Origin of the sequence: Streptomyces sediminimaris (assembly GCF_047049295.1) — a bacterium.
GTDB lineage: Bacteria > Actinomycetota > Actinomycetes > Streptomycetales > Streptomycetaceae > Streptomyces > Streptomyces sediminimaris.
Window position 1 is genome coordinate 226,493 of the sequence record NZ_JBJWOT010000002.1, and the last position, 26,635, is coordinate 253,127.

At 69.9% G+C, this 26,635-nt stretch carries 16 protein-coding genes and 3 pseudogenes; 13 read left to right on the top strand and 6 right to left on the bottom strand.

Annotated features, from left to right (window positions below; translation table 11 throughout):
• Positions 1-114 precede the first annotated feature (114 nt).
• From ACJ9NR_RS38985 to ACJ9NR_RS39000, 4 genes are read left to right on the top strand one after another with little or no spacing between them, the layout of a single operon-like run.
• Positions 115-999, top strand: a complete 885-nt coding sequence (locus tag ACJ9NR_RS38985) for a hypothetical protein (protein WP_412494466.1) — start codon at positions 115-117, stop codon at positions 997-999.
• A gap of 20 nt (positions 1,000-1,019) precedes the next feature.
• The gene (locus tag ACJ9NR_RS38990) at positions 1,020-5,273 is read left to right on the top strand and encodes a CHAT domain-containing protein (protein ID WP_412494465.1); all 4,254 of its coding nucleotides are present in this window, start codon (positions 1,020-1,022) and stop codon (positions 5,271-5,273) included.
• A 53-nt stretch (positions 5,274-5,326) separates the two neighbouring features.
• On the top strand, positions 5,327-5,479 hold the full coding sequence (locus ACJ9NR_RS38995; RefSeq protein WP_412494464.1) for a hypothetical protein: 153 nt from the start codon (positions 5,327-5,329) through the stop codon (positions 5,477-5,479).
• On the top strand, positions 5,476-6,132 hold the full coding sequence (locus ACJ9NR_RS39000; protein ID WP_412494463.1) for a hypothetical protein: 657 nt from the start codon (positions 5,476-5,478) through the stop codon (positions 6,130-6,132). The genes ACJ9NR_RS38995 and ACJ9NR_RS39000 overlap by 4 nt, the downstream gene beginning before the upstream one ends.
• A gap of 33 nt (positions 6,133-6,165) precedes the next feature.
• Here the strand turns inward: ACJ9NR_RS39000 and ACJ9NR_RS39005 are convergent, their stop codons facing one another.
• On the bottom strand, positions 6,166-6,474 hold the full coding sequence (locus ACJ9NR_RS39005; protein WP_412494462.1) for a transposase family protein: 309 nt from the start codon (positions 6,472-6,474) through the stop codon (positions 6,166-6,168).
• Between the two features lie 31 nt (positions 6,475-6,505).
• On the opposite strand from ACJ9NR_RS39005, the gene ACJ9NR_RS39010 reads away from it, so the two are divergent.
• The gene (locus tag ACJ9NR_RS39010; RefSeq protein WP_412494461.1) at positions 6,506-6,871 is read left to right on the top strand and encodes a hypothetical protein; all 366 of its coding nucleotides are present in this window, start codon (positions 6,506-6,508) and stop codon (positions 6,869-6,871) included.
• 134 nt (positions 6,872-7,005) lie between these two features.
• Here ACJ9NR_RS39010 and ACJ9NR_RS39015 read toward each other — a convergent pair whose 3' ends face one another.
• Positions 7,006-11,961 carry a LamG-like jellyroll fold domain-containing protein gene (locus ACJ9NR_RS39015; protein ID WP_412494460.1) on the bottom strand — a complete coding sequence of 1,652 codons (4,956 nt, stop codon included), beginning with the start codon at positions 11,959-11,961 and terminating at the stop codon, positions 7,006-7,008.
• Positions 11,962-12,434: 473 nt separating this feature from the next.
• Between ACJ9NR_RS39015 and ACJ9NR_RS39020 the strand changes: the two genes are divergently transcribed.
• The gene (locus ACJ9NR_RS39020) at positions 12,435-18,893 is read left to right on the top strand and encodes an RHS repeat-associated core domain-containing protein (protein WP_412494459.1); all 6,459 of its coding nucleotides are present in this window, start codon (positions 12,435-12,437) and stop codon (positions 18,891-18,893) included.
• Positions 18,894-19,096: 203 nt separating this feature from the next.
• Entirely contained in the window at positions 19,097-19,495 is a 399-nt protein-coding gene (locus ACJ9NR_RS39025; protein ID WP_412494458.1) for a hypothetical protein, read from the top strand.
• A gap of 537 nt (positions 19,496-20,032) precedes the next feature.
• Here the strand turns inward: ACJ9NR_RS39025 and ACJ9NR_RS39030 are convergent.
• Positions 20,033-20,449: a hypothetical protein gene (locus ACJ9NR_RS39030; RefSeq protein ID WP_412494457.1), complete on the bottom strand. Its 417-nt coding sequence runs from the start codon at positions 20,447-20,449 to the stop codon at positions 20,033-20,035.
• 177 nt (positions 20,450-20,626) lie between these two features.
• Here ACJ9NR_RS39030 and ACJ9NR_RS39035 point away from each other — a divergent pair.
• Positions 20,627-21,160: pseudogene (locus tag ACJ9NR_RS39035) on the top strand (ABC transporter ATP-binding protein); the annotation flags it as partial.
• Positions 21,161-21,284: 124 nt separating this feature from the next.
• Here the strand turns inward: ACJ9NR_RS39035 and ACJ9NR_RS39040 are convergent.
• Entirely contained in the window at positions 21,285-21,770 is a 486-nt protein-coding gene (locus ACJ9NR_RS39040; RefSeq protein WP_412494456.1) for a DUF389 domain-containing protein, read from the bottom strand.
• Positions 21,771-22,076: 306 nt separating this feature from the next.
• Here ACJ9NR_RS39040 and ACJ9NR_RS41725 point away from each other — a divergent pair.
• Positions 22,077-22,225, top strand: a pseudogene (locus tag ACJ9NR_RS41725) (IS256 family transposase); the annotation flags it as partial.
• Positions 22,226-22,255: 30 nt separating this feature from the next.
• Here ACJ9NR_RS41725 and ACJ9NR_RS39045 read toward each other — a convergent pair.
• On the bottom strand, positions 22,256-23,107 hold the full coding sequence (locus ACJ9NR_RS39045) for a helix-turn-helix transcriptional regulator (protein ID WP_412494455.1): 852 nt from the start codon (positions 23,105-23,107) through the stop codon (positions 22,256-22,258).
• Positions 23,108-23,193: 86 nt separating this feature from the next.
• Here ACJ9NR_RS39045 and ACJ9NR_RS39050 point away from each other — a divergent pair, with 86 nt between their 5' ends.
• The 3 genes from ACJ9NR_RS39050 to ACJ9NR_RS39060 all read left to right on the top strand — a co-directional run bounded on the left by ACJ9NR_RS39050 (position 23,194) and on the right by ACJ9NR_RS39060 (position 24,997).
• Complete coding sequence (locus ACJ9NR_RS39050; RefSeq protein WP_412494454.1) at positions 23,194-23,985, top strand: SDR family NAD(P)-dependent oxidoreductase; 792 nt, start codon at positions 23,194-23,196, stop codon at positions 23,983-23,985.
• Positions 23,986-24,212: 227 nt separating this feature from the next.
• Positions 24,213-24,728: a hypothetical protein gene (locus ACJ9NR_RS39055; RefSeq protein WP_412494453.1), complete on the top strand. Its 516-nt coding sequence runs from the start codon at positions 24,213-24,215 to the stop codon at positions 24,726-24,728.
• Positions 24,729-24,781: 53 nt separating this feature from the next.
• On the top strand, positions 24,782-24,997 hold the full coding sequence (locus ACJ9NR_RS39060; RefSeq protein ID WP_412494452.1) for a hypothetical protein: 216 nt from the start codon (positions 24,782-24,784) through the stop codon (positions 24,995-24,997).
• Between the two features lie 604 nt (positions 24,998-25,601).
• On the opposite strand, the gene def is transcribed toward ACJ9NR_RS39060, so the two are convergent.
• Positions 25,602-26,144, bottom strand: coding sequence for a peptide deformylase (gene def / locus ACJ9NR_RS39065; protein ID WP_412494451.1), 543 nt, complete (start codon positions 26,142-26,144; stop codon positions 25,602-25,604).
• A gap of 161 nt (positions 26,145-26,305) precedes the next feature.
• Here def and ACJ9NR_RS39070 point away from each other — a divergent pair.
• Positions 26,306-26,594: pseudogene (locus tag ACJ9NR_RS39070) on the top strand (ISKra4 family transposase); the annotation flags it as partial.
• Positions 26,595-26,635 lie beyond the last annotated feature (41 nt).

Below are 26,635 nucleotides of genomic sequence, written 5' to 3' on the forward strand. Positions count from 1 at the left end.
GCGTGAACTCGCCGGACATTTCGAAGTCGCTTGCGTTACGGTCGAGTTGGCTGCAGCAGATGTGCGCCGCGGTGGGCCGCCCGGACCCTGCCGCCGCTGGGGGAGGTAGGGGCCATGCAGGCACGCGAGCGGTTGGACCGTGAGTACGAGCAGTTGCGGCAGCAGCAGATCGATCCCGGGCGCAGGGGCCCGACGCCCGCTCAGTGGCAGGCTCTGGCCGACGGATACCGTGCCGCGCTGCGCAACGGCCAGGACGTGGACAGCGCCCGTGGACTGGCCCGGGCGCTGTGGCGGTGGTCCGTGCAACTGCATGCGTCAGGCGATCCGGCGGGCGCTCTCGAGCCGGGACGGCAGGCCGTGGCGGAGTTCGACGCCGCGTTCCGGAAAACGCTGGGGTGGAAGGGGGACGAACACTCCGATGCCGCCGACGCCGTCCTGGCGGAGTTGCTCGTGGCCCGCTGCGACCTCGCCGAAGCCGCCGCCGCGGCGGGCGAATCCGATGAGTGCGTCCGGATTCTGAAGGACTCCCGCCAGGCAGGAGGCAGCATCACCATGGGCCCTGCTTCGCTGCGGGCGATGGGGACGGTGCACCACAACCTGTCCGTGGCCGAGCTGAACCACGTCCTGGACGGGGCTCGTCGAGGACGAAGCGACCTCGACCTCGCGGCCCCCGCCCTGTCGGCCTCGCGTGCCGTGGAGATACGCCAGGGGGTGCTCGCACCGTCGGACCCGTTGACGGTGTGGGAACTGGCCAACACCTACATCCACTACCTGCGATGCCTCGGCCTGATCGAGGAGTTGGATCGCGCGGTGGCCGTGACAGAGCTGGCGGCGAAGCTCGTGGCCCTGCATCCGAAGGGGCCACTGGCCGCCCTCGGTCCCCAACTCCGCGAAGCCGTCGGCTTGCTGGCCGCCGCTTACCCCTCGCATGCTCGTGCCTTCGACCGGGTGCTCAAGTCCGCCGGGCCGCGCCGTGGCTGGCGCCGGCGCGGGCTTTGAGAAGGTACGGCGGCGGGAGGGTGGGAGTCGCACTGCGGCTGGAGGCCCACGATGTCGTCGGTCCGCACCGATGGCGCTGGGTACTGAGCGGACCTGACGGCCGGACACGTGCCCGCCACGAGGTGCGTCTGGACCAGGAGAGCCCGCAGTACGAGGCGGCGCTGGATCTCCCGGGGTACCTCCGGCGCCATGTCGCACCGGACCTGCGCGAGGCCGGGCAGGAGGATCTCCTGCGCGAGGTGGGGGAGTGGCTGTGCGAGAGGGTGCTGGGACCGGTCGCCGAGGCGCTGTGCGCGGCGGCCCCGGCGGTGGTGCGGGTGGTGGTGCCCGCGCAGGCGTCGTACCTGTCGGAGCTGCCCCTGGAGCTGGCGTGGACGCGAGAGGGGCCGCTCGCCCTGCAGGGCGTCACACTGGTGCGGTTGTGCGGCGGCGGGGAACCCGCCGGCGGCGAGCAGGTGGTGTACGGCCGGCGCCCGGTGCGGGTGCTCGCCCTGTTCAGTCTGCCGGACACCGGCAGGGCGCTGAATCTGCGGCGCGAGCGGCAGACCCTGCATCGGTGCTTCAGCGGGGCGGTCCGGGCGGGGCGCGGGGTGGAGTTCCGCGCTGTGCAGTACGGCGTGACCCGGGAGCGGCTGCGGGCCGTACTGCAGCGGCGAGACGGTTGGGACCTGATCCATGTGTCCGGTCACGGCAGACCGGGTGAGCTGCTGCTGGAGACGGAGGCCGGTCGACCGGACCCGGTATCGGCGGGTGACCTGCTGGAACTGCTCGCGGTGGCGCGCGGCGTCAGGCTCGTGACGCTGTCGGCGTGCTGGTCGGCCGCGGCAGCGGTGCGCGCGCAGCACCGACTCCTGCAACTGCCGGACGTCGGCGACCAGCCGAGCGCCGTCCCGTCCGGATCCCGGCCGGTGGGTGCGCTCGCGCACCTGGTCGCCGACCGGCTGGGGTGCGCGGTACTGGCGATGCGCTATCCGGTGTCCGACGACTTCGCGATCGCACTGGCCGAACGGCTGTATCCGCGCATGATCCTCGACGGTCACACGCTGCCGAGGGCCTTGGCCGGCACGCTCGAGGAACTCGCTGAGCACCACCGGAGCCATGTGCCCACGGCACTGCAGACAGTGACTCCGACGCTCGTCGGCGCGTCGGCGGCCGAGCTCGCGCTGCCCGCTCCGCACGTTCCTGTGCCGCCCGGGGGCGGCGAGGCAGCGGCGGACCAGCCGTCCGCGGCACCGGAGCGGAGTACGGGAGGTCCGCCGGTCACGGGCAGGCCCCTGGTACCCGAGCGGTTCGTCGGCCGCGTCGCCCTCATGGCCCGGGCCGGTAGGACGCTTGCCCCGCACGGTGACCGAAGCGGGGTGCTGCTGAGAGGGATGCCGGGCGTGGGCAAGACAGCGTGTGCCGCGGAACTGGTGGTGAGCCATGGACATGCCTTCGAGCACGTGGTGTGGTTCCAGGTCACGCCGTCGGCGCAGCGGGGCCCTGACGGCGTCCTGGCCGAACTGGCTCTGTCCCTGGAGCAGGCGGTCCCCGGGCTGCGCTGTGTGGAAGTCGTGGCGGACGCCGACCGGTTCGAGGAAGTGCCGGTACTGTTCGGCGATTTCATGCGGCGGCACCGTGTCCTGCTCGTCATCGACGGCATCGACCCGCTGCTGGGCCACGACGGAGACTGGCTGGACCGGCGGTGGGCACGGTTGCTGGACGCTCTCACGGGCCACGGGGGAGCCGGACGCCTGATCCTGACCGGCCGCAGCTCTCCGCGGGTCCTCCCTCCGGGGCTGTCGGCGGAGCCCGTCGGTCTGCTCAGCCATGACGAGAGCATGCTCCTGACCCGGGAACTGCCCCACTTCGCCAGGCTCGTGAAGGGCGACGTCCCCGGCGTGAGTGTGGCAACGGCACTCCGCCACGCTCGCGCCCTCTTCGAAGCCGCCCACGGACATCCGCAGTTGCTGGAACTGGCCGACGGCCTGTGCGCCGATCCAGGCCCGGGCTTGGCACGGACTCTGACCGCCGAAGCGGCGTTCGAGGCCGACGCGGGCGACGACCGATTGCTGCACGTCATACGCGACTGGACCAGCGCCGTCGTCGATGACCTGGCGGCGGACCACCGTGACCTGTTCCTCTTCCTGTGCTGCCTCAAGGCGGCCGACCGCACGCCGCCGACCGTGGAGCACAACTGGCCGGAGCTGCGCACCCACCTCGGCTACGGCCAGGCACCGCTGGAGGCGAGCCTGGGGACGCTGGTGGAGCGAGGCCTGGTCACACCGTGCCTTTCGCCCGCCTCCTACGACCTCCAGCCCTCGATCGTGGCAGTGGGACGCGACCTGGCCGACGACAGCTTCCGCACACTTGTCGATCGCAGGCTGGCCGGGTACTGGATGACGGTGTTCCGGATGGCGTGGGAGCGAGAGGGCACCGAGGCGGAGCGAGCACACCTCGCCGGTCCGCTGCTCGCGCGCTCCGGGCTGTCCGCCGCGCCCTATCTCGTGCGCCTGGGCGAATTGCAGGCGGCCGAGGTGCTGCTGGAGGCGGTGCTCCGCCGGGACACCTCCCTGCCGACCATCCACCGCGTACACCCCCTGCTGCGTCGGCTCGCCACGCTGCGAGCGGCCGGCACCGGCGGACAGCCCCTCACGGGAGCGCTGGACCTGGTGCTCGACGTCGTCCGGCCCGAGGACGCCGAGAGACAGGCCCGCCGCACGTTGGAACGGGCGCGTTCACGAGGGGATCACGCGCTGGCGGGCGCTGCCGCGGGCCGGCTGCTCGCACTGTGTGTGCGGGCCGGTCGTACGGAGGAGGCGATCGCCCTCGCCGACGAGGAGATCGACCATGTGCGGCATGCGGGACTCGGCGAATGGTCGCGGCTGCACAGCGAGGTCCAGCGGGTGCACGTACTGGCCGAGTCGCGATACGCGGAGCAGGCGCTGACCGAGGTGGCCGCCCTGCGCCGGCGGATCGAGGCGTTGCCGCGCGGGACCGGCCGGGAGGGCATGCCCTGGTGGCAGGTGTGGGAGGAACTCCATGAATCCGGCCAGCGGGCGGCGATTCGCACGGCCGACTGGCGACGGGCACTGGAGTACAACGCTGAGCTGTGCCGCACGAAGGAAGCGCGGGGCGCTCCGGCGACCGAACTCGCGATGGCCCGCTTTCCCGCGTACATGCCACTGGCGCAGCTGGGACGGACCGAGGAGGCCTTGTCGCTGCTGGACCGGTGCCGCGCCCATGTCACCGACGCTGCCGACCTCGGCGAGGTGTTCGGTGCCCTGGGCAACATCGAGCACCTGCGCGGGCACGGTGACGTCGCCATCGCCCGCGCACGGGATTCCCTGCGCTACGCCTACCTGGGCAACGTCCCGTCCTTCATCGCCCTCGGGCACGGCAATCTCGGCAGCTATCTCCATGAACACGCGCGCGACGGCGCCCAAGCGGCGGCCCACCACCTGGTCGCCGCGCTGCTGGGCCGACTGACCAGCGGCGTCACCATCGACGCCGTAGGATCGCTCGCGGGCGATCTGAGGGAGTTCGGACAGGCTGCCGACCCACCCACCGACCCGGACGAACTGGCCGCTCAGGTCGGCACCGTCCCCGGTGTGGACCTCCGCAAAGTCCTGCGACAGGTCGCGCCCGACCCGGCCGCCGTGGGTGACCTGCTGGCGAGCCTCGTGGACGAAGCACGCCGACTGGCGGCACGACCCACGAAACAGATCATCAGGCAAGCCGCGTGGAGCGTCGTCTGGGAGCCCGTCGTCGCCACCCTCGTGGCGGCCGCCCGCGGCAACACCGCGGCCTACATCCAGCTACGGCGCCGCCTGATCGCGTTGGAGAATCTCGACCCGCAATTCGCTCAGCTGCCCGCCGTACTGAGGCGGCTCCACGACGGTGAACGCGGGCCGCACCTGCTGGCCGGCCTCGGCCCGCTCGACGCCGCCGTCGCCGTCCGCGCCCAGGACGCGCTGGAGAACCGAGTCGATATCGACCTCGACCTGTGGCCGGCTCTCCACGTCGGCGTGGCCCTCGCCAACGTCGTCGCCACCGCCACCGCCACCGGGCATGTCGAAGCCGCGCACACCCCCCGAAGTACCGTGGGCGACGACTTCGCCGGTGATCCAGTCCTCGGGCCCATGGCGGACATCCTGACCGACATCGTCGGCGGCAGCCGCGACAGCGATCAGCTCGGACGGCTCGACGATCCGACCCAACGCGCAGTGCTGCATATGGTGTTGCGGCACATCACCGAAGTCGAGTCAGCCGACGCGGGGCACACCGGTGGTTGACTTCGGGCAGGACCGGGCCTGACGGGGCACGCACGCAACAAGGGGGAGCAGCCATGGACGACGAGCCACAGATCAACGCCGTGCGACAACTTGAGAACGGCGACTTGGAGCGCTACAACGGCGAGACCTGGGTCCCCTATCTGGACATCGAGCAGGACCTCGGCGAATGGCCCCTGGGCCTTGCCAGGGGCGACGACCGGCCATGACGACCCCCGCACCCGACGACGGCCGCACCGTCCTGCCGTTCGACACAGCCCTGCCCTCTCCTCTCGAAGCCGTTTCCGATCTGCGGGCCGCCGCACGCTGGATGCTGGCCGCGTTCGGAGCCGTCGGCGCCGCTCTCATCGGCGGCGGACCTCTGGTCGCCGTCGGCCGCGTGCACGGAGTCGCGGACGCCGCCGGCGCGGGCGTTTCGCTCTTCGTCGCCCTCACCGGGGTGAGCATCGCCATCTGGCACGTCAGCCGGGTGCTGGAACCCCCGATCACCACACCTGCGACACTCGCCACACCGGCCCTTCGCGGCCTGCGTGAGATGATCGACGACGCCCCTGCCGACTTCTTCGGCACCGCCGCCACCAGCGTGGACGACCTGTTCAGCCACCGGGCCGTCGCAGTGAACATCCACCGCGCCGTACTGCGCGAACGCGACCCCGCGCGGCGTGAGAGCTGGCTGCGCCACCTGGAGCGCGCCCGGACCAACGCCGCTCGCGTCGCACCTCTCGAGCGCTGGCTGCTGGCAATGGCACACGTGTACCAGATCCAGACGGCACTGCGCGCGGCTCGTCGCTGGTGCCTGGTCGCAGTCGCCCTGGTCGCAGTAGGCACGGTGGGATTTCTCTTCGTCACCGGAAAGGGATGACCGCCCGTACGGCCGTGCGAGCGACGTGTTGAACTACTGCTGGTCAACGGTGAGTTCGCCGCCCATGGGCTGATGGCGGGGCATGCGGAAGCATGCTGGGGCACCTTCGTGGCCGGTGCCGGTGCCGGTGCCGGTGCCGGTGCCGGTGCCGGTGATCGCGATCGTGATCGGGCCGCCGTCAGCGGCGGCCGCTTCGAGGGCGTCGAGCAGGCCGTGGGTGCGTGCGGTGGACATGTCGTGCTCGCGGCCGGGGCGGGTCGGAGAGGTCCGGATCGGGAAGCCGTCCGGGGCGGACAGGACCTGGACGGTGCCGCCGTGCCGCTTGTGTTTTCCGCTCCACAACAGGTCGATTGCCCTTGGTGGAACCGGGGACGTGGCGGGCGTCGGTCTCGATCAGGGTGCCGTCCAGCAGGAGATGGCCGTGGCCGGCGGCCTTCGCCGCGCGGAGGGCCCGTTCCAGGGTGGGCGCCCGGACCTTGAGCACGTCGATCCCCTCCTGGAGGTAGCGGTAGCCGGTGCGGCCGGACAGGCCATTGCCCGCGGCGAGTTGGCTGATGCGGATGCCGTCGATGAACCGGCACAGCACCATCACCGCCTGCCGGAACGGGGTGAGCAGCCGGGTCGCGCGGCGCGTGCGGCGGTTCCGGCGCTCGGCGGCCGGCAGACGTACCGGACGGTCTCCCCGTCGAAGGCGAGGGTGGCTTCACGCCGTCACACCACCAGCCCGGCACGCCGCTGACGCGGCGTCCCCACTCGTTGCCGGCAGCGACTCAGCCCTACGTATGTGACGGTGTCCGGTGGGACGCGGTACGCGCCTGGCGTCTGGCGCCCCACCGGACGGTGGACGGTTGCCGGGTTTTCCGGCTTACCGGATTACGGGATCTGCTTGTACAGGGCCGAGACCTGGTCGCCGGTGAGGGCGTAGTTCCAGGCCTGTACGTTGCTGACCTCGCCGGGGAGGTAGTCGGAAGCGCTCCCGTTGAACTTGGCGCGTCCGACGGTGAAGGTCCCGGTCGACGCCCACGGGGTGACGCCGGTGACGGTCGCGGCGAGGGTGCCGTTCACGTACAGGCGGCCGGTGCCGGTGGTGGCGTCGAAGGTGCCGACCAGGTGGGTCCAGGTGTTGGCCGTGGCGCCGGAGGCGTAGGCGATCTTGTTGGACGGGCTGGCGGTGTCGGTGTCCGGGAACGTCAGCGCCCAGCCGGGGTGCCCGTTGTATTTGATGTCGTATTTGAGGTAGAAGGCGCTGTTCTCCGTGCCGTCCTGGGCCGCGACGGCCGCGTTGCTGCCGGTGGGCAGGGAGGCGAGGTCGACCCAGGCGGAGACCGAGTAGCTGCCGGTGGTGTCGAGGACCTGGCCCCCGGTGGTGGCGTTGCCGGTGCTTCCGTCGAGGCTGAGGACTTCGCCGTGTGTGGAGTCGTTGGTCCAGGCGGTGGTCCCGTTCAGGGTGAGGGGGCTGGCGCCCACGGAGTAGTCGTTGACGGAGTGCGGGGTGTCGGTCGGTGCGCTGTCCGCGGCGCTGGTGGCTCCGTCGCCGTCGTCCAGTCGCCAGGTGTCGTGCGGCGAGAGAATCGCGCTGGTCTCGGCGCCGTACCCGGCGTTGGTGAGGTTGACGTGGTCGCCGGTGTCGGCGGCCGCGCTGAGCTTGTTCTCGCCGTTGACGGTGTCGGGGACGGCGAGGGCCGTGTCGAAGTCGGCGTAGTAGACCGCGGGGGTGCCCCACGGGTTGCCGAGGTTCATGCCGCCGAGCCAGGCGTTGGCGTTGTTGCGGTAGCCGTCGATCGTGCTGGTGCACGGGTCGTCGGGGCTGGCCCCGGAGCCCGCGTAGCCGTCGCACGGGGTCAGGGCCGCGAGCGTCGTGGAGATGCCCCAGGCCTGGAGCTGCTGGACGAGCGTGGTGTACCCGTTGGCCTCCAGATCGTCGTCGGTGGCCCCGTGGAGCAGGTCCTCCAGTCCTTCGTCGACGACGACGCTGGAGATGCCGGGCTCGTCGAGGATGTCCCGGTCGATACGGGAGAGGGCCGACGGGCCGCCGATCGTATGTCCGTTGTACGTCTGCGGGTTGTCGGTCATGAGCTCGTTGGACTCGATGCCCGCGGCGACGGTGCCGTAGGGGCTTGCCGCGGTGGGTTCGGCCGCAGCGAGCATGTCGGAGATGCGCCGCCCGCTGGTGACGGGCTTGGTGTTCGGCTGGAAGGGGTCGACGAGACCGTCACCGAGGACCGCCTTGGTGGGGATGTCGGCCGAGCTGACGTCGAGATCGGTGACCAGGTCGGTGAACCAGCCGGCGTACTGGCCACTGAAGGGGGTGCCGGTGGTGTCGGTGGTCTTGTCCCCGGCGCCCACGGCGGTCAGGTACTCGTACGCGTTGTTGGCGAAGGAATGCTGGACCAGATAGGGGACCGAGTTGGACAGCTGGAAGGAGACCAGCAGGTACTGGTCGGCGCTCACGTCGAAGGAGAGCGGGTCGCTGTACACCGAGCCGCCGGCCGGGACAGTGACGGACTGGGATCCGGCGAAGGTGAGACCGGTCGGTGTGGCCGCGGGTACCGCGGAGGGGGAGCCGGATCCGGAGTCCGGGGCGACGGTGACATGGCCGATGGACAGCTTGCTGGTGCCCAGCGCGTTGTCCAGCTTGACCCGGACCGTGCTGCCCGCGATCGACGTCTTCATCGCGATGCGGAACGTCTGGTCGGAGAAGTTGCTGCCCTGGAAGTTGTACTGACCTTCGTTCGGGTTGGCCCAGGCGCCGGTCCAGCTCTGCCCGGAACCGGCGCCGACCGTGGTGCCGTCGGCCTTCGGTGTGCCGTGGGTGGTGTCGCGGGTCGCCATGCCGAAGATGTGCATGGCCGGGGTGCGGTAGCCGATGTGGTTGCTGACATCGGGCAGGGTCACCGAGGCGATGGTCTTGCCCGGGTCGAGCGGCACCGAGAAGGCGTACATACGGCGCGCGTACGCCTGCTGTCCTGTGGTCTTGTTCTCGTGGGGGAAGACCATGGCGGCGATGGCGTCCAGACTGTCACTCCAGCCCGGCACGGTCAGATGGGGCCTGGTGGAGGTGCCGTCGGTGTAGGTGACGGTCACTGTCGGCACGCAGGGGCCCAGCGGGGTGGTGCCGGAGAAGCAGTAGGAGCCGCTGACCCAGTTCCCGGCGGGCACGTACGGCGCGGTGGCGTCGTCGGCGATGGCACCGGGCGAGGTCACGTTGGACCACGTCGAGGTGGCCAGGAACTCCAGGGCCGAGCCGGAGCCGGAGAAGCCGACGGTCTGGTTGGCGGCCAGCACGTTGTCCTTCTGACCGGAGCCGAAGGCGGGCAGCGTGAACGATGCCCCGTTCACGGTGAGCTTGCCGCCACTGGTCCAGCCCGCGCCTGTCAGGTCGGTGGCGGAGAAGCTGTTGCCGCTACCGTCCAGGTCCGCCTGGGCGGGGGCGGAGTCGGCGCTGATGCCGGTGTTGTCGAAGCAGGCGGCGAGGCTGGAGCAGGTGGTGTTGGGGTTACCGGTGGCCAGGAAGGGGTAGCCGGTGGTGCCCGAGTCGTCGCCGGCCGCGTCGACCGCGTACACCCACAGGGTGTGCGGGCCCGGAGAGTACGGCGTGATGCTGATCTTCGCCGCGTCGGAGGAGGCGGTGACGACTGCGGAGGAGGGCGGGTTGCTGGTGGCGGGCGGGATGTCGACCGAGTAGACGAACTTGGCGGCACTCGCCCCGGAGGCGACCGATACGTCGAAGGTGCCGGCGGTGCCCGCGGCCGCGCCGGCGCCGCCGCCCTGGTCGGTGTCGGGGTAGACGTTGTTCTCGGAGGTGACCTGCGGCGCGTCCGGCGCTGTGGGCTCGGCGGTGAAGTGGCAGGTGACCGAGTAGGCGCTGGTGTACTGCCCGTCGGTGGTCTTGGCCCGCCAGTCCACGACCTGGCCGTCGGTGAGCGCGCTGGTGAAGCTGGACGGCAGGGAGTAGGTGGCGTACGAGCCGCTGGAGAGGTTGTCGCCGCTGAGGCCGGTGTGGGTGGTGGACGAGCCGTCGATCCAGTACTCGAAGGTGGCCTGCTGCTTGTCGCTGTCCTTGTCGGAGACCTTCGCCTTCAGCACCGGCGGCGTGGAGGCGATGGTCTTGCCCATGTACGGATACGGGCTGCTGGTGTCGCAGGCCGCGTCGTCCGAGCCGGAGACCGCCGACATCGACGACTGCGCGGGCGTGTACGGGGTGAAGTCGTAGTAGACCTGCAGGCTCGGGTTGTGGGAGAACCGTGAGAAGCCGTTGCCGTCGTGGTTCGACTCGGCACCGTCCTCGCTCAGGGACACGGTGAAGGTGGAGGCGTGCCCGGACGCCTCCTTGGCGATCGGGGTGTAGACCGACAGGCCGTGGCTGACGTTGCCGTTGCTGGGGCAGTACGTGGGATTGTACGAGCGGGCGTAACCGGCCGAGGTGGAGTAACTGTTGTAGCCGGGACGGTTGTTCCAGTCCGTGCCCGAGCCCATGCCCTTGGACCAGTGCAGGTTCACCGTGTACGTGCCCGAGCACGCCGCCGAGTAGACCTCGGTGGCCTCGACGGTGGCGCTGTGGATGTGCGAACCCCAGATCGTGGATGACAGCTTCCACTGGTAGATCGCGTGCTGGCGCCCGTAGCAGCCGCCCCAGCTGTTGTAGCCGACGCCGAGGCGGCCGTAGTCGCCGTGCGCGTCGGTCTGGTTGTAGAACGAGGTGCTCGGGCAGCCCTGCTTCACCTCGTCGAAGGCGGGCGCGGACGGGGAGTAGGGGTGCCAGTTGAAGGTCGGATCGATGTAGACCGGGTAGACGGTCGACGGATCCTTCAGCATGCCGGCGTCCGGCTTGAGCGACAATGTGGAGTCGGACAGTCCGGTGGTGACCGGCGCGATCCGGGCGACCATGCCGGGCTGGCCGGTGCCGGAGCGGTCAGGAGCCACCTTGGAGGTCGTGGCGGCCTTGGCCGTAGTGTGCGTTGTACGCGGCTTGCGCAGCGTCGTGTTGGAGTCCCACATCGACGGCGCGGCGGCGTCCAGGACCTGCTTGCCCTGACGGTTGGTCACGCCGAGTGATCCGTCACCGGTGCGGCGCAGGTGGCCGCCGCTCACCTTGGTCGTGAGGTTCAGCTTGCGCAGGGCCGGATCGTGCGCGGCCGAGGCCGACTTGACGACCAGGACGTCCCGGAAGCCGCCGCTCGCCGTCGCCGACACCACCAGGTCCACCGACGGGAACACGGACTTGTACGTCGCCGTGTCCTCCTGCACCACCGGCGCGGGCAGCCTGCCCGGCCAGCCGACCGTCATGGTGGTGGCGCCGGACCGGGTGGTCACCAGGGGGCCGGTGCCGCCGCCGGAGAGCTCCACCGTGCCGTACGCGGTGGCCGCCGGGGCCAGGCGTCCGTCGGAACCCCGGTGGAGCGTCAGGTCGATCTTGGTCCAGTGACCGTGCTGCTTGGTGCGCACCGGATGAGGGTGGGCGGTCAGTTCGAACCCGCCGCCCGGTACGGCGGTGACCTGCTGCCGGGGCGTGGTGAGCGCGTCGACGACGACCGGGGCACCCTTCTTGGCGGCCTGAGCGGCGGCGGTGGTCATCGCCTTGAGCTGGGCGGCCGATGGGCCGTAACCGTCGGGGAGTTGGGGAGCGTCGGCCGAGGCCGGTCGGCCCTTGGCGGCAGGGGCGGACCGGCCCGTGGAGTAGTGGGTGTCGCTGTGCGCGGACTGTGACGACGCTGCTGCCTGTGTGACGGGGAGCGCTGCCGTGCCCGCCAGGAGCGTGAGGGCGGCGGTGACGACTCTTCGCCGCCGCAGGACGCCGCGCCGTCTGCGGCGTATGTCCGTATTCACCATGTGCGCGAGATCTCCATATCCGGCAGGGCCGAAACCGGGTCAGCTTGTTCGGCCCACACCAGCCCCGCTCCCGCCCCTGTCAGGGTTGATTGACGGAAAGGATCACCCAAACGCACCAGTGCGTCAAAGGCCGGGATTCCCCGAACTCCCCCTGTTCAGCTGGCCTTTTGAGCCGGTTTGCATGATCCTGTGGCGCGTTGAGCCGCCCCGGAATACGTCCCGAACGTGCCGCTATGGGGTTGTTGGCGACGCGGAAAGCTCTTTACCCGGCAGAGTCCGCATGCGCCGGCGTGACCGTTTCATGACCGAGCAAAGTGCGCCAAGTTCGGGGTTTGTGAAGGGGATTGAAAGGCTAGGATCCGGCTCGAAACTGATGATCATCAGAAAGTGAGGGCGTCGTGTCGGATGGCAGATCCGGGAGCGGCACCGCCGGCCGAATATGGAAACGGGCGAAACCCGGCACCCTGATCCGGGTGCTGGTCGTACTCGCCCTGTCCACCACGAGCCTGGGCGCCAACGTCGGTGCGGCCTCGGCCGCAACCCACCGGCACCCCCCGAAGGCGGCGCACACCAAGCCGATCCCGGTCTCCCCGGTCGCCTCCCACTACCACCGGCTCAAGCCACCGGCCACGCACCGGCTGCCCAGGCCCCAGTGGCCCAGCGGCAGCGCCACGGTCACCCTGCCCGGCCATGCCGCCTCGCCCGCCTCCGCCCGCGCCGGAAAGCTGCCGGTCTGGCTCGGCAGCGCGCCGGACAAGCACGCGGCCCACAAGAACCGGGCGTCGGCAGACACCGCCTCGGCAGCCGGCAGCAGCGCCAAGGTCCGGGTCCTTCCGCAGAGCGCGGCCACGGCGGCCGGTGTCCACGGCGTCCTGGTCGAGGTCACCCCAGGGGCGCACACCACCGGCTCGCTACGGCTGACGCTCGGCTACCAGGCGTTCAAGAGCGCCTTCGGCGGTGACTGGTCAAGTCGCCTGGGCATCAGCTCGCTGCCCGCGTGCGCCCTGACGTCCCCTCACCGTGCGGCATGCCGCGCCCACTCGCCGCTGCCCACCAAGAACAACACCCGAGCCGAACGGCTCACCACCACGCTGCCCGCGCAGAGCACCAGCAGCGGTTCCACGACCACCGGCACCAGGTCCACCGGCACCGGCACCACCGCCATGCAGCCGATGCTGCTCTCGGCGGACACCACCACCTCGTCGTCCTCCGGCGGCGGTGGCGGCGACTTCGGCCAGACCAGCCTGAGCCCGTCCGGGAAGTGGCAGGCGGGCGGCAGCTCGGACGCGTTCACGTGGGCCTACCCGATCTCCACCCCGTCGGTCCCCGGCGGACTCGGCCCGAACCTCTCCTTCGACTACGACTCGCAGTCGGTGGACGGCCTGACGTCCTCGACGAACAACCAGGCGTCCCCCGTGGGCGACGGCTTCAGCCTGGGCCGGAACTTCATCGAGCGTTCCTATCAGTCCTGTCATGAGAACCCGACCGGGACCACCAAGACCTGGGACAGGTGCTGGTCCGGCACCAACCAGATGGTGCTGTCCCTGAACGGCCGGTCCAGCACCCTGATCAAGGACGACCTCACCGGCGCCTGGCACCCGCGGGACGACAGCAACGAGAAGGTGGAGTACCTCACCGGCGCGACCAACGGTGCCCACAACGGCGAGTACTGGCGGGTCACCACCGATGACGGTACCCAGTACACCTTCGGCCTGAACCGGCTTCCGGGCTTCGCCGGCGGGGACGCCACCACCGACTCCGTACAGACCGAGCCGGTCTACGCCACGAGTTCCGGACAGCCGTGCTACAACTCGACGTTCGCCGACTCCTGGTGTCAGCAGGCCTACCGGTGGAACCTCGACTACGTCACCGACACCCACGGCGACGCCATCTCCTTCTTCTACACCCGGCACACCGGGTATTACGCCCGTGACCTGGGCAGCACCGCGAACACCCCGTACACCAGGGACGCCGAACCGGCCAAGATCGAGTACGGGCAGCGCGACGGCTCGGTCTACTCCACCACCCCGGCCGCTCAGGTGCTGTTCACCTACAACGGCCGCTGCAACACCTCCTCCACCGGCTGCTCCACCTCGACTCTGTCCTCCTCGACGGCGTCCAGCTGGCCGGACGTGCCCTACGACCTGCACTGCGCGCAGAACGCGTCCTGCACGGTCAACTCGCCCAGCTTCTGGAGCGAGGAGGAGCTGACCGGCATCCAGACCCAGGCGCTGGTCGGCACCACCGAGCAGGACGTGGACCAGTGGGCGATGACCTACTCGTTCCCCGCCACCGGTGACTCCACGACACCTTCCCTGTGGCTGGACTCGATCACCCGCACCGGCCAGGACATCAGTGCCGGCGGGTCCAGCTCGCCGATCACCCTGCCCTCGGTCACCTTCTCGGGCACACCGCTGTCCAACCGCGTCAACACCACCGACGGCTACGCGCCGATCACCCGCTACCGGCTCAACAAGATCGAGACCGAGACCGGCGAGCTGATCAACGTCGGCTACTCGTCCCCGGACTGTGCCTCGGGCACCCCGTCCGACCCGAGCCAGAACACCACCCGCTGCTACCCGTCGTACTGGACGCCGTCCGGGACGACCTCGCCGATCGAGGACTGGTTCAACAAGTTCATCGTCACCGGCGTGAGTGAACAGGACCCCACCGGCGGCGGTGTCAACGACACCATCAGCACCCACTACACACCCATCGGCTCCCCGGCCTGGCACTACGACGACAACCCCCTCACCCCGTCCGGACAGCGGACCTGGAACGAGTGGCGCGGCTACCAGGGCATGAAGGTGACCACCGGCACCTCCCCCGACCCGGTCACCGAGACCGACTCCACCTACTTCCGCGGCATGGACGGCGACACCCTGCCCAACAGCGGGACCCGCTCGGTGACGGTGACCGACTCACGCGGCGACACCCCGGTCACGGACCTGAACCAGTACGCGGGCGACCTCTACGAGAAGATCGTCTACAACGGCTCCGGCACCGGCAAGATCGTCACCGACAGCGTGACCGACCCGTGGACGTCCACCGCGACCTCCACCCACGCCCTGTCCGGCTCGCTCCCCTCCCAGCAGGCGTTCCACACCGGCTCGGGCAAGTCGCGGGTGTTCACGCCGCTGGCCTCGGGCAGCACCCAGGAACGGGAGATCAAGTACACCCACGACTCGTACGGCCGCGTCACCCAGACCGACGACCTGGGTGATCCCTACGCCTCCACCGACAACCTGTGCACCACGACGACGTACGACGACAACACCGGCAAGTGGATCCTCGACACGGCCGACGAGACGGCGACGGTCTCGCAGAAGTGCACCGTCACGCCCACCTACCCGGATGACGCGGTCTCCGACGTCCGCACCTACTACGACAACTCCACGACCTTCGGCGCCGCCCCCACCAAGGGGGACGCGACGATGGTGCGGCAGGTCAGCTCCTACAGCGGCTCGACCCCGGTGTGGAGCACCATGTCCACCGGCACCGTGGACGAGTACGGCCGCGCGAAGACCTCCACCGACGCGGACAGCCGTACGACCACCACCGCCTACACTCCCGCCACCGGCGCCGAACCGACCAGCATCCAGGTCACCGACCCCCTCGGCCACGCCGCGACCACCAGCTACGACGCGGTGCGCGAGCTGCCGCTGAAGGTCACCAGCCCGGCGGGCTACGTCACCTCCGGACAGTACGACGCGCTCGGCCGCACCACGGCCACGTTCGCCCCGGGCATCAGCAAGGCCGTCACCGAGTACACCTACACGCTCTCCAACAGCGCCCCGTCCGCAGTCACCACCAAGTCCCTCAACAAGGACGGGTCCACCTACCGGATCAGCGAGTCGCTCTACGACGCGCTGCTGCGCGAGCGCGAGACGCAGACCGCCACCGAGGACGGCGGCCGCAATGTGACCGACACCGTCTACAACACCGACGGCTGGACGGCCAAGACCACCGCCCCGTACTACACATCGGGCACTCCGAGCGGAACGCTCGTCCAGGCGCAGGACGGCGACATCCCGTCCGAGACCGGCTACGCCTACGACGGCGCCGCCCGCAAGACGACGGCGACCGCCTACGCGCTGGGCACCGAGACGTGGCACACCACGTACAAGTACGGCGGCAACTTCACCACCACCGTGCCCCCGGCCGGCGCGACCGCGACCACGAGTCTGGAGGACGTCCGCGGCCGCACCACCGATCTGTACGAGTACCACAAGGGCGCTGCCGCCGACCCGGTCAACGACCCGGCCACGGACTACTCCGACACCCACTACACGTACCACCCCAGCGGCAAGCAGGCCACCGTCAAGGACGCCGCCGGCAACACCTGGTCCTGGAGCTACGACCTGCTGGGCCGTCAGACCTCCGCGAGCGACCCCGACACCGGCACGACCACCAGCACCTACGACGACGCCGGCCAGCTGCTGACCGCCACGGACGCCCGCGGCAAGCAGACCACGTACACCTACGACAACGACGGCCGAAAGAAGGCCTCGTACGACACCACCGGCGGTGCCGCCCCCTCCACCGGCAACCAGACCGGCGCCTGGACGTACGACACGATCAAGAAGGGCTACCCGACCTCCGACACCGCCTACCAGCACGGCACCACCAGCACCTCGGTCACGCACCAGGTCCTCGGCTACACCAGCATGGGCAAGGTAGCCGCGACCAGGCAATCGCTGGCCAACCTGCCGTCGAACGAGGCCGTTCTGGAACCCTCCGGCGGCTACGTCACCTCCTACAGCTACAACGTGATCGGCCAGGTCGCCAGCCACCAGGACAGCGCCGCGGGCGGGCTGCCCACCGAGACCGTCGGCATCGGCTACGACACCTACGGCCAGCCCACCAGCCTGAACAGCACGGGCACCACGGCCTGGCCCTACGCCGACGCCATCGGCTACGACGAGTACGGCAAGGTCCTCCAGTACACCCTGGGCAGCTCCGGCAACTGGGTCGACCTGAGCCTGACCTACGACCCGCAGACCAGTGCACTCACCGGCGCCAAGACCACCGACTCCACCAGCTCCACCGTCGTCGACAACACCACCTACACCTACGCCGACGGCAGCGTCTCCAAGGGCGCCGGCCTGGTCACCGCCACCACCGACCAGCAGAACGGCGGCGCGGTCACCGACACCCAGTGCTACACCTACGACTACGCCACCCGGCTGTCCAGCGCCTGGACCGCCACCGACAACTGCGCCACCACCCCCATCTCCGGCAGCAGCTCCACGGTCGGCGGCCCCCACCCCTACTGGACCAGCTGGACCTACAACGCCGCGGGCGACCGCGGCACCGAGACCGACCACGACACCAGCGGCACCACCGCCGACGACACCACCACCACGTACGCCTACCCCGCCCAGGGCTCCGCCACCGACCAGCCGCACACCCTCACCGGCACCACCGCGACCGGCCCCAACGCCTCGGCGAACACAGCGAGCTACTCGTACGACACCTCCGGCCACACCACCAAGATCACCGGCGGCAGCCTCGGCGACCAGACCCTCACCTGGAACGACCAGGGCAAACTCGCCACCGACACCAACACCACCGGGACCACCAGCTACCTCTACGACACCTCGGGCAACCTGGTGCTGCGTACCGGCCCGTCCAAGGCCCAGCTGATGGTCGGTGACGAGGAGATCACCGAGAACCTGTCCACCCAGGCCCTGTCCGGTACCCGCTACTACAGCGTGGCCGGCGCCACGATCGCCGAACGCTCCAGCAGCGGCGCCATCCAGTACCTCATCCCGGACCACCAGGGCACCGCCACTCTCGCCGTGGACGCCCAGACCCAGTCCGTAACCCGCCGCCAGTACACCCCCTTCGGCGCCACTCGGGGTACCGCACCCACAAGCTGGCCCGGTGACCGGGGCTACGTCGGCGGCACATCCGACGCCGCCACCGGGCTGGAGAATCTCGGCGCCCGCGAATACGACCCCGCCACGGGCCGCTTCCTCTCCGCCGACCACGTCCTGGCCCTGGACAACCCGGAAAGTCTCAACGGTTACGACTACGCCGACAACTCCCCTGTCACCCACGCCGATCCGAGCGGCCTCTACACCTGCCGCAACGGGCACGAGGGCTGTGACGAGCACGGCAACGCCTGTGGAGGCGACTGCAGCGCATGGGCGACGCAGACCGGTGACTGTGTCCACACCGAATGCAGCACCAGCAAGTGGAACCAGAACCCTGACGCAACCCTCAAGCAGCAGCGCCACATGTCCTACGTGGCGCACCACTGCGATGACCTGTGTGACACCCTCGGATACTCCGGCCCCGAGGATCCACAGCGTCAGCAGCTGCTGAAGTCGCTCTACGACCCGAACGCCGAGAAGAAGCAGGAGGAAGAACGGGCAGCCGCCAGGCGGGCGGCCAAGGAAGTGGTGGAGCATCAGGGAGCGGCGGCTGCCGTCGCCGCCGCCTGGGCCTTCGGTCAGGCGCGGGTCGGGCCCAACTTCAGCGCCCCGATCGAGGCCGGCGGACAGAAGTACCGGACCATCGAAGCTCTCGCCGACGCCATCAAGAAGGGCAAGGTGGATGTCGGTGACATCCAGATAGAGGCATTCAAGAGGGGCAACGTCAGTGTTTCTCTGAGCAACAGGAGATTCACCGCGATCATCAAGGCCGGAAAACTTCCGACAAACGTCGTCTACCGTGATCCGACACCGAATGAGCTGAAGCGTCTGAACGAGACATCGGTGTTGGGCGAAGAACTGCCATCCCGAAGTATTGCAATAACCCCCTCGATGAAGAACAAGACGGTCATCGACGAGGTATCGGTGGACAACGTCGACGCCGCGGCGATGGAATCGCAGGCGATGACTCAAGCGGAGACTCAGGCCGCCATAGCGCAAGCCGAAGCAGAGGTACAAGCGGAGGAGGACATGCTCCTTCTGGAGGATGAATAGCATGTGCCACTGAGGCATGGGATCCTCCGGGTCAACCACCCAAAGGTCCAGATCTTCGAAGTGAAGGTCTGGGCCTTTGGCCTGGGTTCAATCAGGATTTGGCCGCCGCCTTCGTCTCCTGCGCTGGAGCGGCTCGTCGTGCGGTTTCCGGCGACCGACCAGGCGCTACGTTGCCCCAGGGAGCCGTGTGGCACTCTTCCGCCATGAACGATGACACGCGGAAGTACGAGACTCGCCGCCTGGCCGTCTGGGAAGGCGACCGCCCGCCCGGCGACCCTGTTGCAGAACGGGTCTTCAAGGAGCTCTACAGCCGCTTCGTCTGGAACGGCGATCCGGACGACGACCACGGCTTGAACGAGCCTGCGACCGAGCGTATCTCGGCGTATGCGGCCGCGCTGCTGGAACGGTGGCCCAACGAGACCGGGGAAACCGATGACCACCCGGTATGGGACGACGGACTGCTCGGCGACGCGACGGGCCCGCTGATCTATTTCGGCGTGCGCTGGAACATGGCCGAGGAAGTCACGGCGTACGCGGCGCAGGTCGCGACGTCCATGGGACTGGTCTGCTTCGACGTCTCACGCGGGAAACTGCTGCCGTAACAGGTGTACCTCACCACCGGATCCGCGAAGAAGGCGTGACGCGGAGCCGGCGGCCGGAGCCTCTGAGGGGGCTCCGGCCGTCGTGCCCGGCGCGCGGGACAAGTGGCGCACGTCCTCGCGGCCCGCGCCTGTCGCCGTGTGGAGGACTGGGCTGAGAGCCGGCGGCTCCACCATGCGGAGAGCATGTCGATCAAGGGATCGGCTGCGACACTGCCCGTAGCGGCAGGCTGGCCGATCGCCACCCGGTCGATCGAGGGCGTTTGCCGGCACCTGATCGGCGACCGCCTCGACATCGGCGGCTCCCGCTGGGGCCTGGTCGGCGCCGAAGCCGGCCTGAAAATCCGCGCCTCTGAACGACAACGACGACCCCGACGAGTACTCGTCCTACCACCGCGCTCGGGAACACGAGCGTATCTGCCCCAGCCCCGCCCCCGACCGGCACAACTACCAACTCACGGCTTGGCAAGGAGACTTCCCACGGTCGGAGCTGCACCCATATCCACCGGGCGCAGCTCCGACCGTCAGGTTTCCATCGCCTCAGTGGCCGAAGAGGTGGAGTCGCCTGCTGCGCTGGCGACGCAGTGGTGACGTCGACGCGGGCTCGGATGCCGGGGGCGTGGCCGCTGCCGGACCCGTCTGGCCGGGGGCCGTCGCTTGCGGCGCTGCGGCCCCCTCACGCTCCGAAAGCCGGGCCGCCAGGGCGTCGCGTTCATTGCGCATCCGCATCCTTTGGTTGCGACGGCGCACGGCGCCTCCGGCGGCCATGTACAGGCCCAGCGAGAAGATCAGGGCCAGGGCGAGCCCGGCGCAGAAGATCGCCAGGGTGCTCATGGTGGCGACGTCGTTGCCGAGCACGGACACCGTGTAGTCGGGTCCGCCGCCGAGGTTGTCGGAGATCGCCAGTCCCGTGAAGGCCGCAGTCGCCGCGAGCAGAAGAAGTCCGAGGAACAGCATGCCAAGTCACCTCCGGTCTTTAGCGACCGGCTACCCGTGGCGTGCCACTGCTAACGCCCACCGGCGCCAATGGCGCGAATCGCCGCCTCACAGCCGCTCGCGCGCTCCCACTCCGTGGTCTGACTCCTTGCACACGGCCGCGGGGCGACCTCGTGCCCGAGTGATGGCGTCCCGCCCGGGATCCTCACCCCCGACTCGGGCGAGGTGCGCTTCGACGGACGCCGCGTCGACACCCTGAACGAGGCCGAGCGCAGCGCCTTGCGCCGCGACACCTTCGGTTTCGTCTTCCAGTTCGGTCAGCTCGTCCCCGAGCTGACCGCCGAGGAGAACGTCGCCCTGCCGCTGCTGTTCGCCGGAACGCGCCGGGCGGCCGCGCTCGCCGAGGCACGCCCGTGGTTCGCCCGGCTGGGCCTGGACGGCCTGGAACGGCGCCGCTCCGGGGAGTTGTCCGGAGGACAGGCGCAGCGGGTGGCGCCGGCCCGCGGGCTGGTCGCCCGGCCCAGGGTGCTGTTCGCCGACGAGCCGACCGGAGCGCTGGACTCGCTGACCGGCGAGCAGGCGATGGACCTGATGGTGGACGCGGCCCACGAGGAGGGCACCACCGTCGTCCTGGTCACCCACGAGCCCCGGGTCGCCGCGCACGCCGACCGGGAGGCCATCGTCCGCGACGGCAGGGCCGGCCTGCTCACGACCGGGCGGATCGCCTCGTGATCGCCTTCGCGCTCCGCCTCGCGGCCGGCGGCGGCCGGGAGGCACCATCATCCACCCCGGTCACGGAGTGCAACTCGGGTCCTGGGCGCTCACCCAGCGCGCGCGGGACTCCGGCTTGCTGCCCTCAACGGGCTCCATCGGAGACTGCGTGGACAACGCGATGATGGAGTCCTTCTGGGCACGCCTCCAGGCCGAACTGCTCGGTGTGCGCCCAGCGCCGGCCATCCCGGCAGTTGTCCAGGCACACTCCGGCCTCCACCGGGGGCGGGACGAGAGGGATGGCGATCGCGACTCCGGGCAGCACGGCGGCGACGTCCCGGCGGGCCAGTGCCACCGCGCCGGCGAAGCCGGTCGCCAGGGCGGCGGTCAGGTCCATCGGGCCCGGCGACGTCCGCGACGAGATCTGGGTGTTGGACAGCAGGTCGTAGCCACTGGGGAGGAGCACCGGCATGGTCATCCCGACTGCGGTCACCAGCAGGCACGCGAGGAGGGCGACCTGCACCGATCCGATGCGGCGGCGCTTCACCGATCCCGGAGCGATGCCCACGAAGGGCGTGGACAGCGGTGCGATGATCACCGCGCCGATCACGGTGGCCGTCGAGTCCGTCAAGACGGGCACCCGTGCCCGCGCGGCGCGGTGAAGCAGGAAGCCCCCGGGAGGGTCAGGCGACCCCCAGGCCGGAGTCCCTGGACTTTCAGGCCAGGGAGCACGTCAAGACCCAGAACTGCATCTCGGCACCCGTCCGGGACCGAGCCGGCGGCCTGAGCACCCTTTACCGCCGCCGCCGCCGCCGCAGCAGCAGCAGCCACGAGGTGACCGAGTGGGCATCCCGCGGCTCTTCGGAGTGCCTCGACCAGACACAGGCCGGGCCACACGTCAACGCATCCCGGAACAAGGAGGCTGGCAGGGGGAGTCTGCGTCGTTCACCTACTGAGGAACAGCTTCCGTTACGCGGCTCGGCAGGAGTGGGAGAAGGTCGCGCAGGCGCTCAGGCCCGGCTGCGCCGCCCGACCGAGGAGGCCGTGCTGGAGCGGTTCGTGGGGTTGACCGGCGCCTCAGCCTGGCGTCCGTGCGTTGACGCTTCCCACGGGCGACTATCGGGTGTAGTCGCCGGCCTCGGCTCCGAGGACGTTCAGCAGAGCAAGGGCCTCGGCGCCGGGGGATCCCGGTGGTGCGGTGTAGAGCACCAGGTACTGATCGCGGTCGGGGAGGCTGAGCGTGTCGCAGTCGACGGTGACCTCACCGACGACCGGGTGGCGGAAGGTCTTGGTCAGCATTGGCGCGGCCTGTACATCGTGCTGTTCCCAGAGCCGGGCGAAATCGGGGCTGTTGGTACGGAGTTCGTCGATGAGGCCCGTCACCTCGGGATCGGTCGGATAGCGGGCGAGAGTGGCGCGGAGCTGCATGACCACGTGGTGCCGGAACTCGGCGGCGTCGGAGACCCCGTACAGCGGCGCACCTGCGCGCTGCGGCCCGAGGAAGGCACGGCGTGCCAGATTGCGGTCGCTGGGGGCGAGCGGTGCGAAGTCCTCCATGAGCGCGGCCGCGAGGTCGTTCCAGGCGAGGACCTCGAAGGCGGTGGAAATCACGAAGGCGGCTGTCTGCGGGAGCCGCTCAAGGAGCGCGAGGATGCTCGGTCGGACATCGCGCCGATGCAGCTGGACACGCGCCGGCGCAGTCCCGGCGAGGACGTGGAGGTGGTCGGACTCGGTGTCGGTGAGCCGCAGCGCGCCCGCAATCCCGGCGAGGACCTCGGCCGACGGCCGCGGCGCCCGGCCCTGCTCGAGCCGGACGTAGTACTCCGTGGAGATGTGCGCGAGGACCGCGACCTCCTCGCGGCGCAGACCGGGGGTGCGGCGTCGCGGTCCGGCGGGCAGGCCGACGTCCTGCGGGCGGAGCCGCTCACGGCGGCTGCGGAGAAACGCCCCGAGTTCCTGCTTGTCCATACCCCGAGTCTGCCCGCTGTCCGGCGGCGGATCCTGGTACAGCCTGTGCCTGTATCCGGCCGACGACCGACCGGACGCTGGATGTCATGACGAACACCACACACACCACACCCCGTGCACCCGTCGGCCTGCTCACCGGCAAGGTCGTGTTCATCACCGGCGCCAGCCGCGGCATCGGAGCGGCCGCGGGCCGGCTCTTCGCCGCCGAGGGCGCTGCCGTCGTGCTGGCGGCCCGCGGCATTGACGCCCTGGAGCGGATCGTGAAGGAGATCCGTGCCGACGGCGGTGTCGCCGACGCCGTCACCCTGGACCTCGCCGACTCCTCGAACATCCGCGTCGCGGTCGATCGCGTCGAGGAACTGCACGGACGGCTCGACGGCGCCTTCAACAACGGCGCGGTGATCCAGCAGCCGGGACCGCTCGACACCACCAGCGACGAGGACATCGATGCGCAGTTCTCCGTGAACTTCCGCTCGCACTGGACCGCCATGATCGCCGAGGCCGCGCTCATGCGCCGCACCGGCGGCGGGGCGATCGTCAACACCTCCAGCATCGGCAGCCGCCGCGCCAACCCCGCACTGCCGGCCTACGGCGCCATGAAGCGCGCGCTCAACAGCATCACCGAGACCGCGGCCGTGACGTGGGGCCATGAGGGCATCCGCGTCAATGGCATCACTCCCGGCGGCACGGCCACGGAGATGATCGACGCATGGGAGGCGGTGTCCCCGGGCATCGTCGAGGCCAACAACGCGGCGACCCCGCTCGGTCGCATGGCCGAGCCCCGGGAGGTCGCCGAGGTCGCCGCGTGGCTGCTCAGCGACCGCGCCTCGATGGTGACCGGCGCGATGGTCCCGGTCGACGGCGGCGCTGGCGCCTGACCGGTACCGGCTCGGACCGTTTGAACGACGGGAGAGAGTCTGCCTGTCGGCCGGAAGACCTCGACGAGCAGCGCGTTCTCGCCGTACGAAACCGCAGCAGCCCGCAGACGGTCTCGGCCGCTCCCGGCCAGCCCTCACCGCCCGGTTCGGGGGTGCACTTTTCTCCACCCGGGGTCGGAACCCTGCGTGACTGACGGTGCCCTGGGGTGCGGCGGAGGGTGGAGCACGTGGAGCGGAGAGCCGGCGGGGAGCGGGGCAAGACGATGCGTCAACTGGTGCTGTGCAACGACGAATCGGCCGGTGGTGAGGGCTTTGACCGCGCCGAGGTCATCCCGCTCCATGGAGGGGCGGAGGAGCCGCGCCCGGCGCGGGGCATGCGGCGGGCCGGGTGGCTGCTGGTCGCCTGCGGGCTCGCCCTGCTGCCGTGGCTGTACGTGCTGGCCACCGGCCTGCCGGCCACCGCGACAGCGGCGCACTGGCCGGTCGCCTGGGTCGGGCTCGACGCGCTGGAGGCGCTCGGCCTGATCGCCACCGGCCTCCTCGCCGCCCGCGGCGACCGGCGGCGCGCCCTGGCAGCCGCCGCGACCGCGACGCTGCTTGTGGTGGACGCCTGGTTCGACACCACGACCGCGGCCCCGGGCGGCGACTTCGCCAGCGCGGTCGCCTTGGCGCTCGGCGCCGAGCTGCCGCTCGCCGCGCTGTGCGGCCGGCTGGCGCTGCGGGCGCTGAGCCGGCCCGTGTGACGCCGACCGCCCGACTACGTACCACGGACCGCATCGATCCACTGGAGAACACCATGCACCACATCACCACCGCCCCCGTCGCCCCGATCCCGGCCCGGATCCGCTGGGCGGTCGCCGCCGGCGCGGGTGCCGCGTTGGCCGCCGCCTGGTGGCTGGGCGACACGGCGCCCTGTCCGTACGCCCAGCGCGGCCTGCTCGGCGGCATGGATTTTGGAGTCGCCCCCGCGGAACGTGCGGTCGCGGACGTGGTGCAGAAGATTTTCGCATAGGGGGCGCCGTTTTCCGGCGCCCCCCTCCTCAGAACCGTGCTTGCCACTCGTCGCGGCACACGGCTCAAGCAGCCCGCAAGGGCGGTCAGGACGTTGCGGTCTGCTGCTGCGTGCCGCTGGGCTCGTCGTCTGGGTGACGACGGGCGCAGTCACACCAAGCAGGCGACGGCCGAACCGAGGAACCTGAACACCCATCAACCCCTCTCTGACCAGCTGATCAGCACCTCTCGCCCAACGGGGGTCTCTGTGACCACCGACTGCTCCACTCACGCCCGGCCGGCCTGCGCCGAACGTGCGAACCACCCGCCCCGACCTATGGGCGCATGTGCGCCAGACCATCTATGCCGACTTGGCGTTGCCCCCCGGCCGGTCCTCGCGGGCAGGGGTCGCACGGAACGCGGCGGCCGGGCCGCGGCGTCTCCTCTCCGCAGGCTGGCCGCTGAGGCTCTGCTCCCCACCCTTGACGTCCCCGGAGGGAAGGCGTCGCCCTGTGCGTGACGCAGATGGCATCGGTAGGGCCTCCGCGTGCTGGAAACGGTGGGAGCGGGATCAGTGCGCTGGGCGTGTCTCACCCAGGGCTGACAGAGCGGGAGTCGGCGGCGTTCTACCGATGTGGTGACTGTTTGATCCTGGCCATGACATCGTCGTCGAACCAGTCGGCCGCGCGCAGCGTGGCCATCCACCGTTCCCGCATCTCAGGGGTCAGTCTGTCGATGAACATCACTCCATCGAGGTGATCAGTCTCGTGCTGAATGCAGCGGGCCAGCATCCCGTCTCCGACGATCTGGACTGGGTCGCCCTGCATGGTAAAGCCCTTTGCCACGACATTCATCCGACGCCTGGTGTCCAGGTAGACGCCGGGGATGGACAGGCACCCTTCTATGCCGTCCTGCTCTTCTTCATCCGGAAAGCCCACGACGGGATTGACCAGATGGTCCAGATCGCCGTCGGACAACTTGGGGCTCCAGACGAACACGCGGAGGCCGACACCGAGCTGAGGAGCGGCAAGCCCGGCCCCCTGGGAGTCGTTCAGCGTCTCGCGCAGGTCGCCGACCAAGGTGCGGAGTTCGGCGTCGAAGTCTGTGATTGGCTTGGCCGGCTCCCGCAGAACCGGGTCGCCGAGTTTCCTGATCGGAATGACCGTCATGTAAACCTCTTCTTATCGAAGGACACCGCATGTGTGCGGTAACCGGTAAGCCAGCTCGTTGGGTCGGCCGCGCAAGGTTCTCGCAGTCCTGCGCCAGGAGCCGAGTGATTCTCTGTGTGCTCGCCGAATTGAGCCGCCGCTTTCTGTACGTCGGGACAGCATCAGCCCGCCGCGAGGCAGCCACCGCCTGCCGGCCGCTACCTCACCGGCAGCCACCTTGGTCAGTTCCACTACGGCACCGGCCTCGTGAGTGGCTGGCCGACGGCTGCCGGCGCCGTCGAAGGCGCCTGCTGGCACCCCCTGGGCGTTGACGGTGCCGAAGCCGTCCTCCGACTCCGCGCGCCGATCACAAACGGCGGCTTCGACAAGTACTGGATGTTCCACGCGGCCCATGAACATCAACGCCCTTTGCCTGGCCCCGACCAGCAAAAGTGCCGCCTCACGGCTTGACCCCCTCACTTCAGAGGACCCCGCACGAGCCGCGGCTCGAT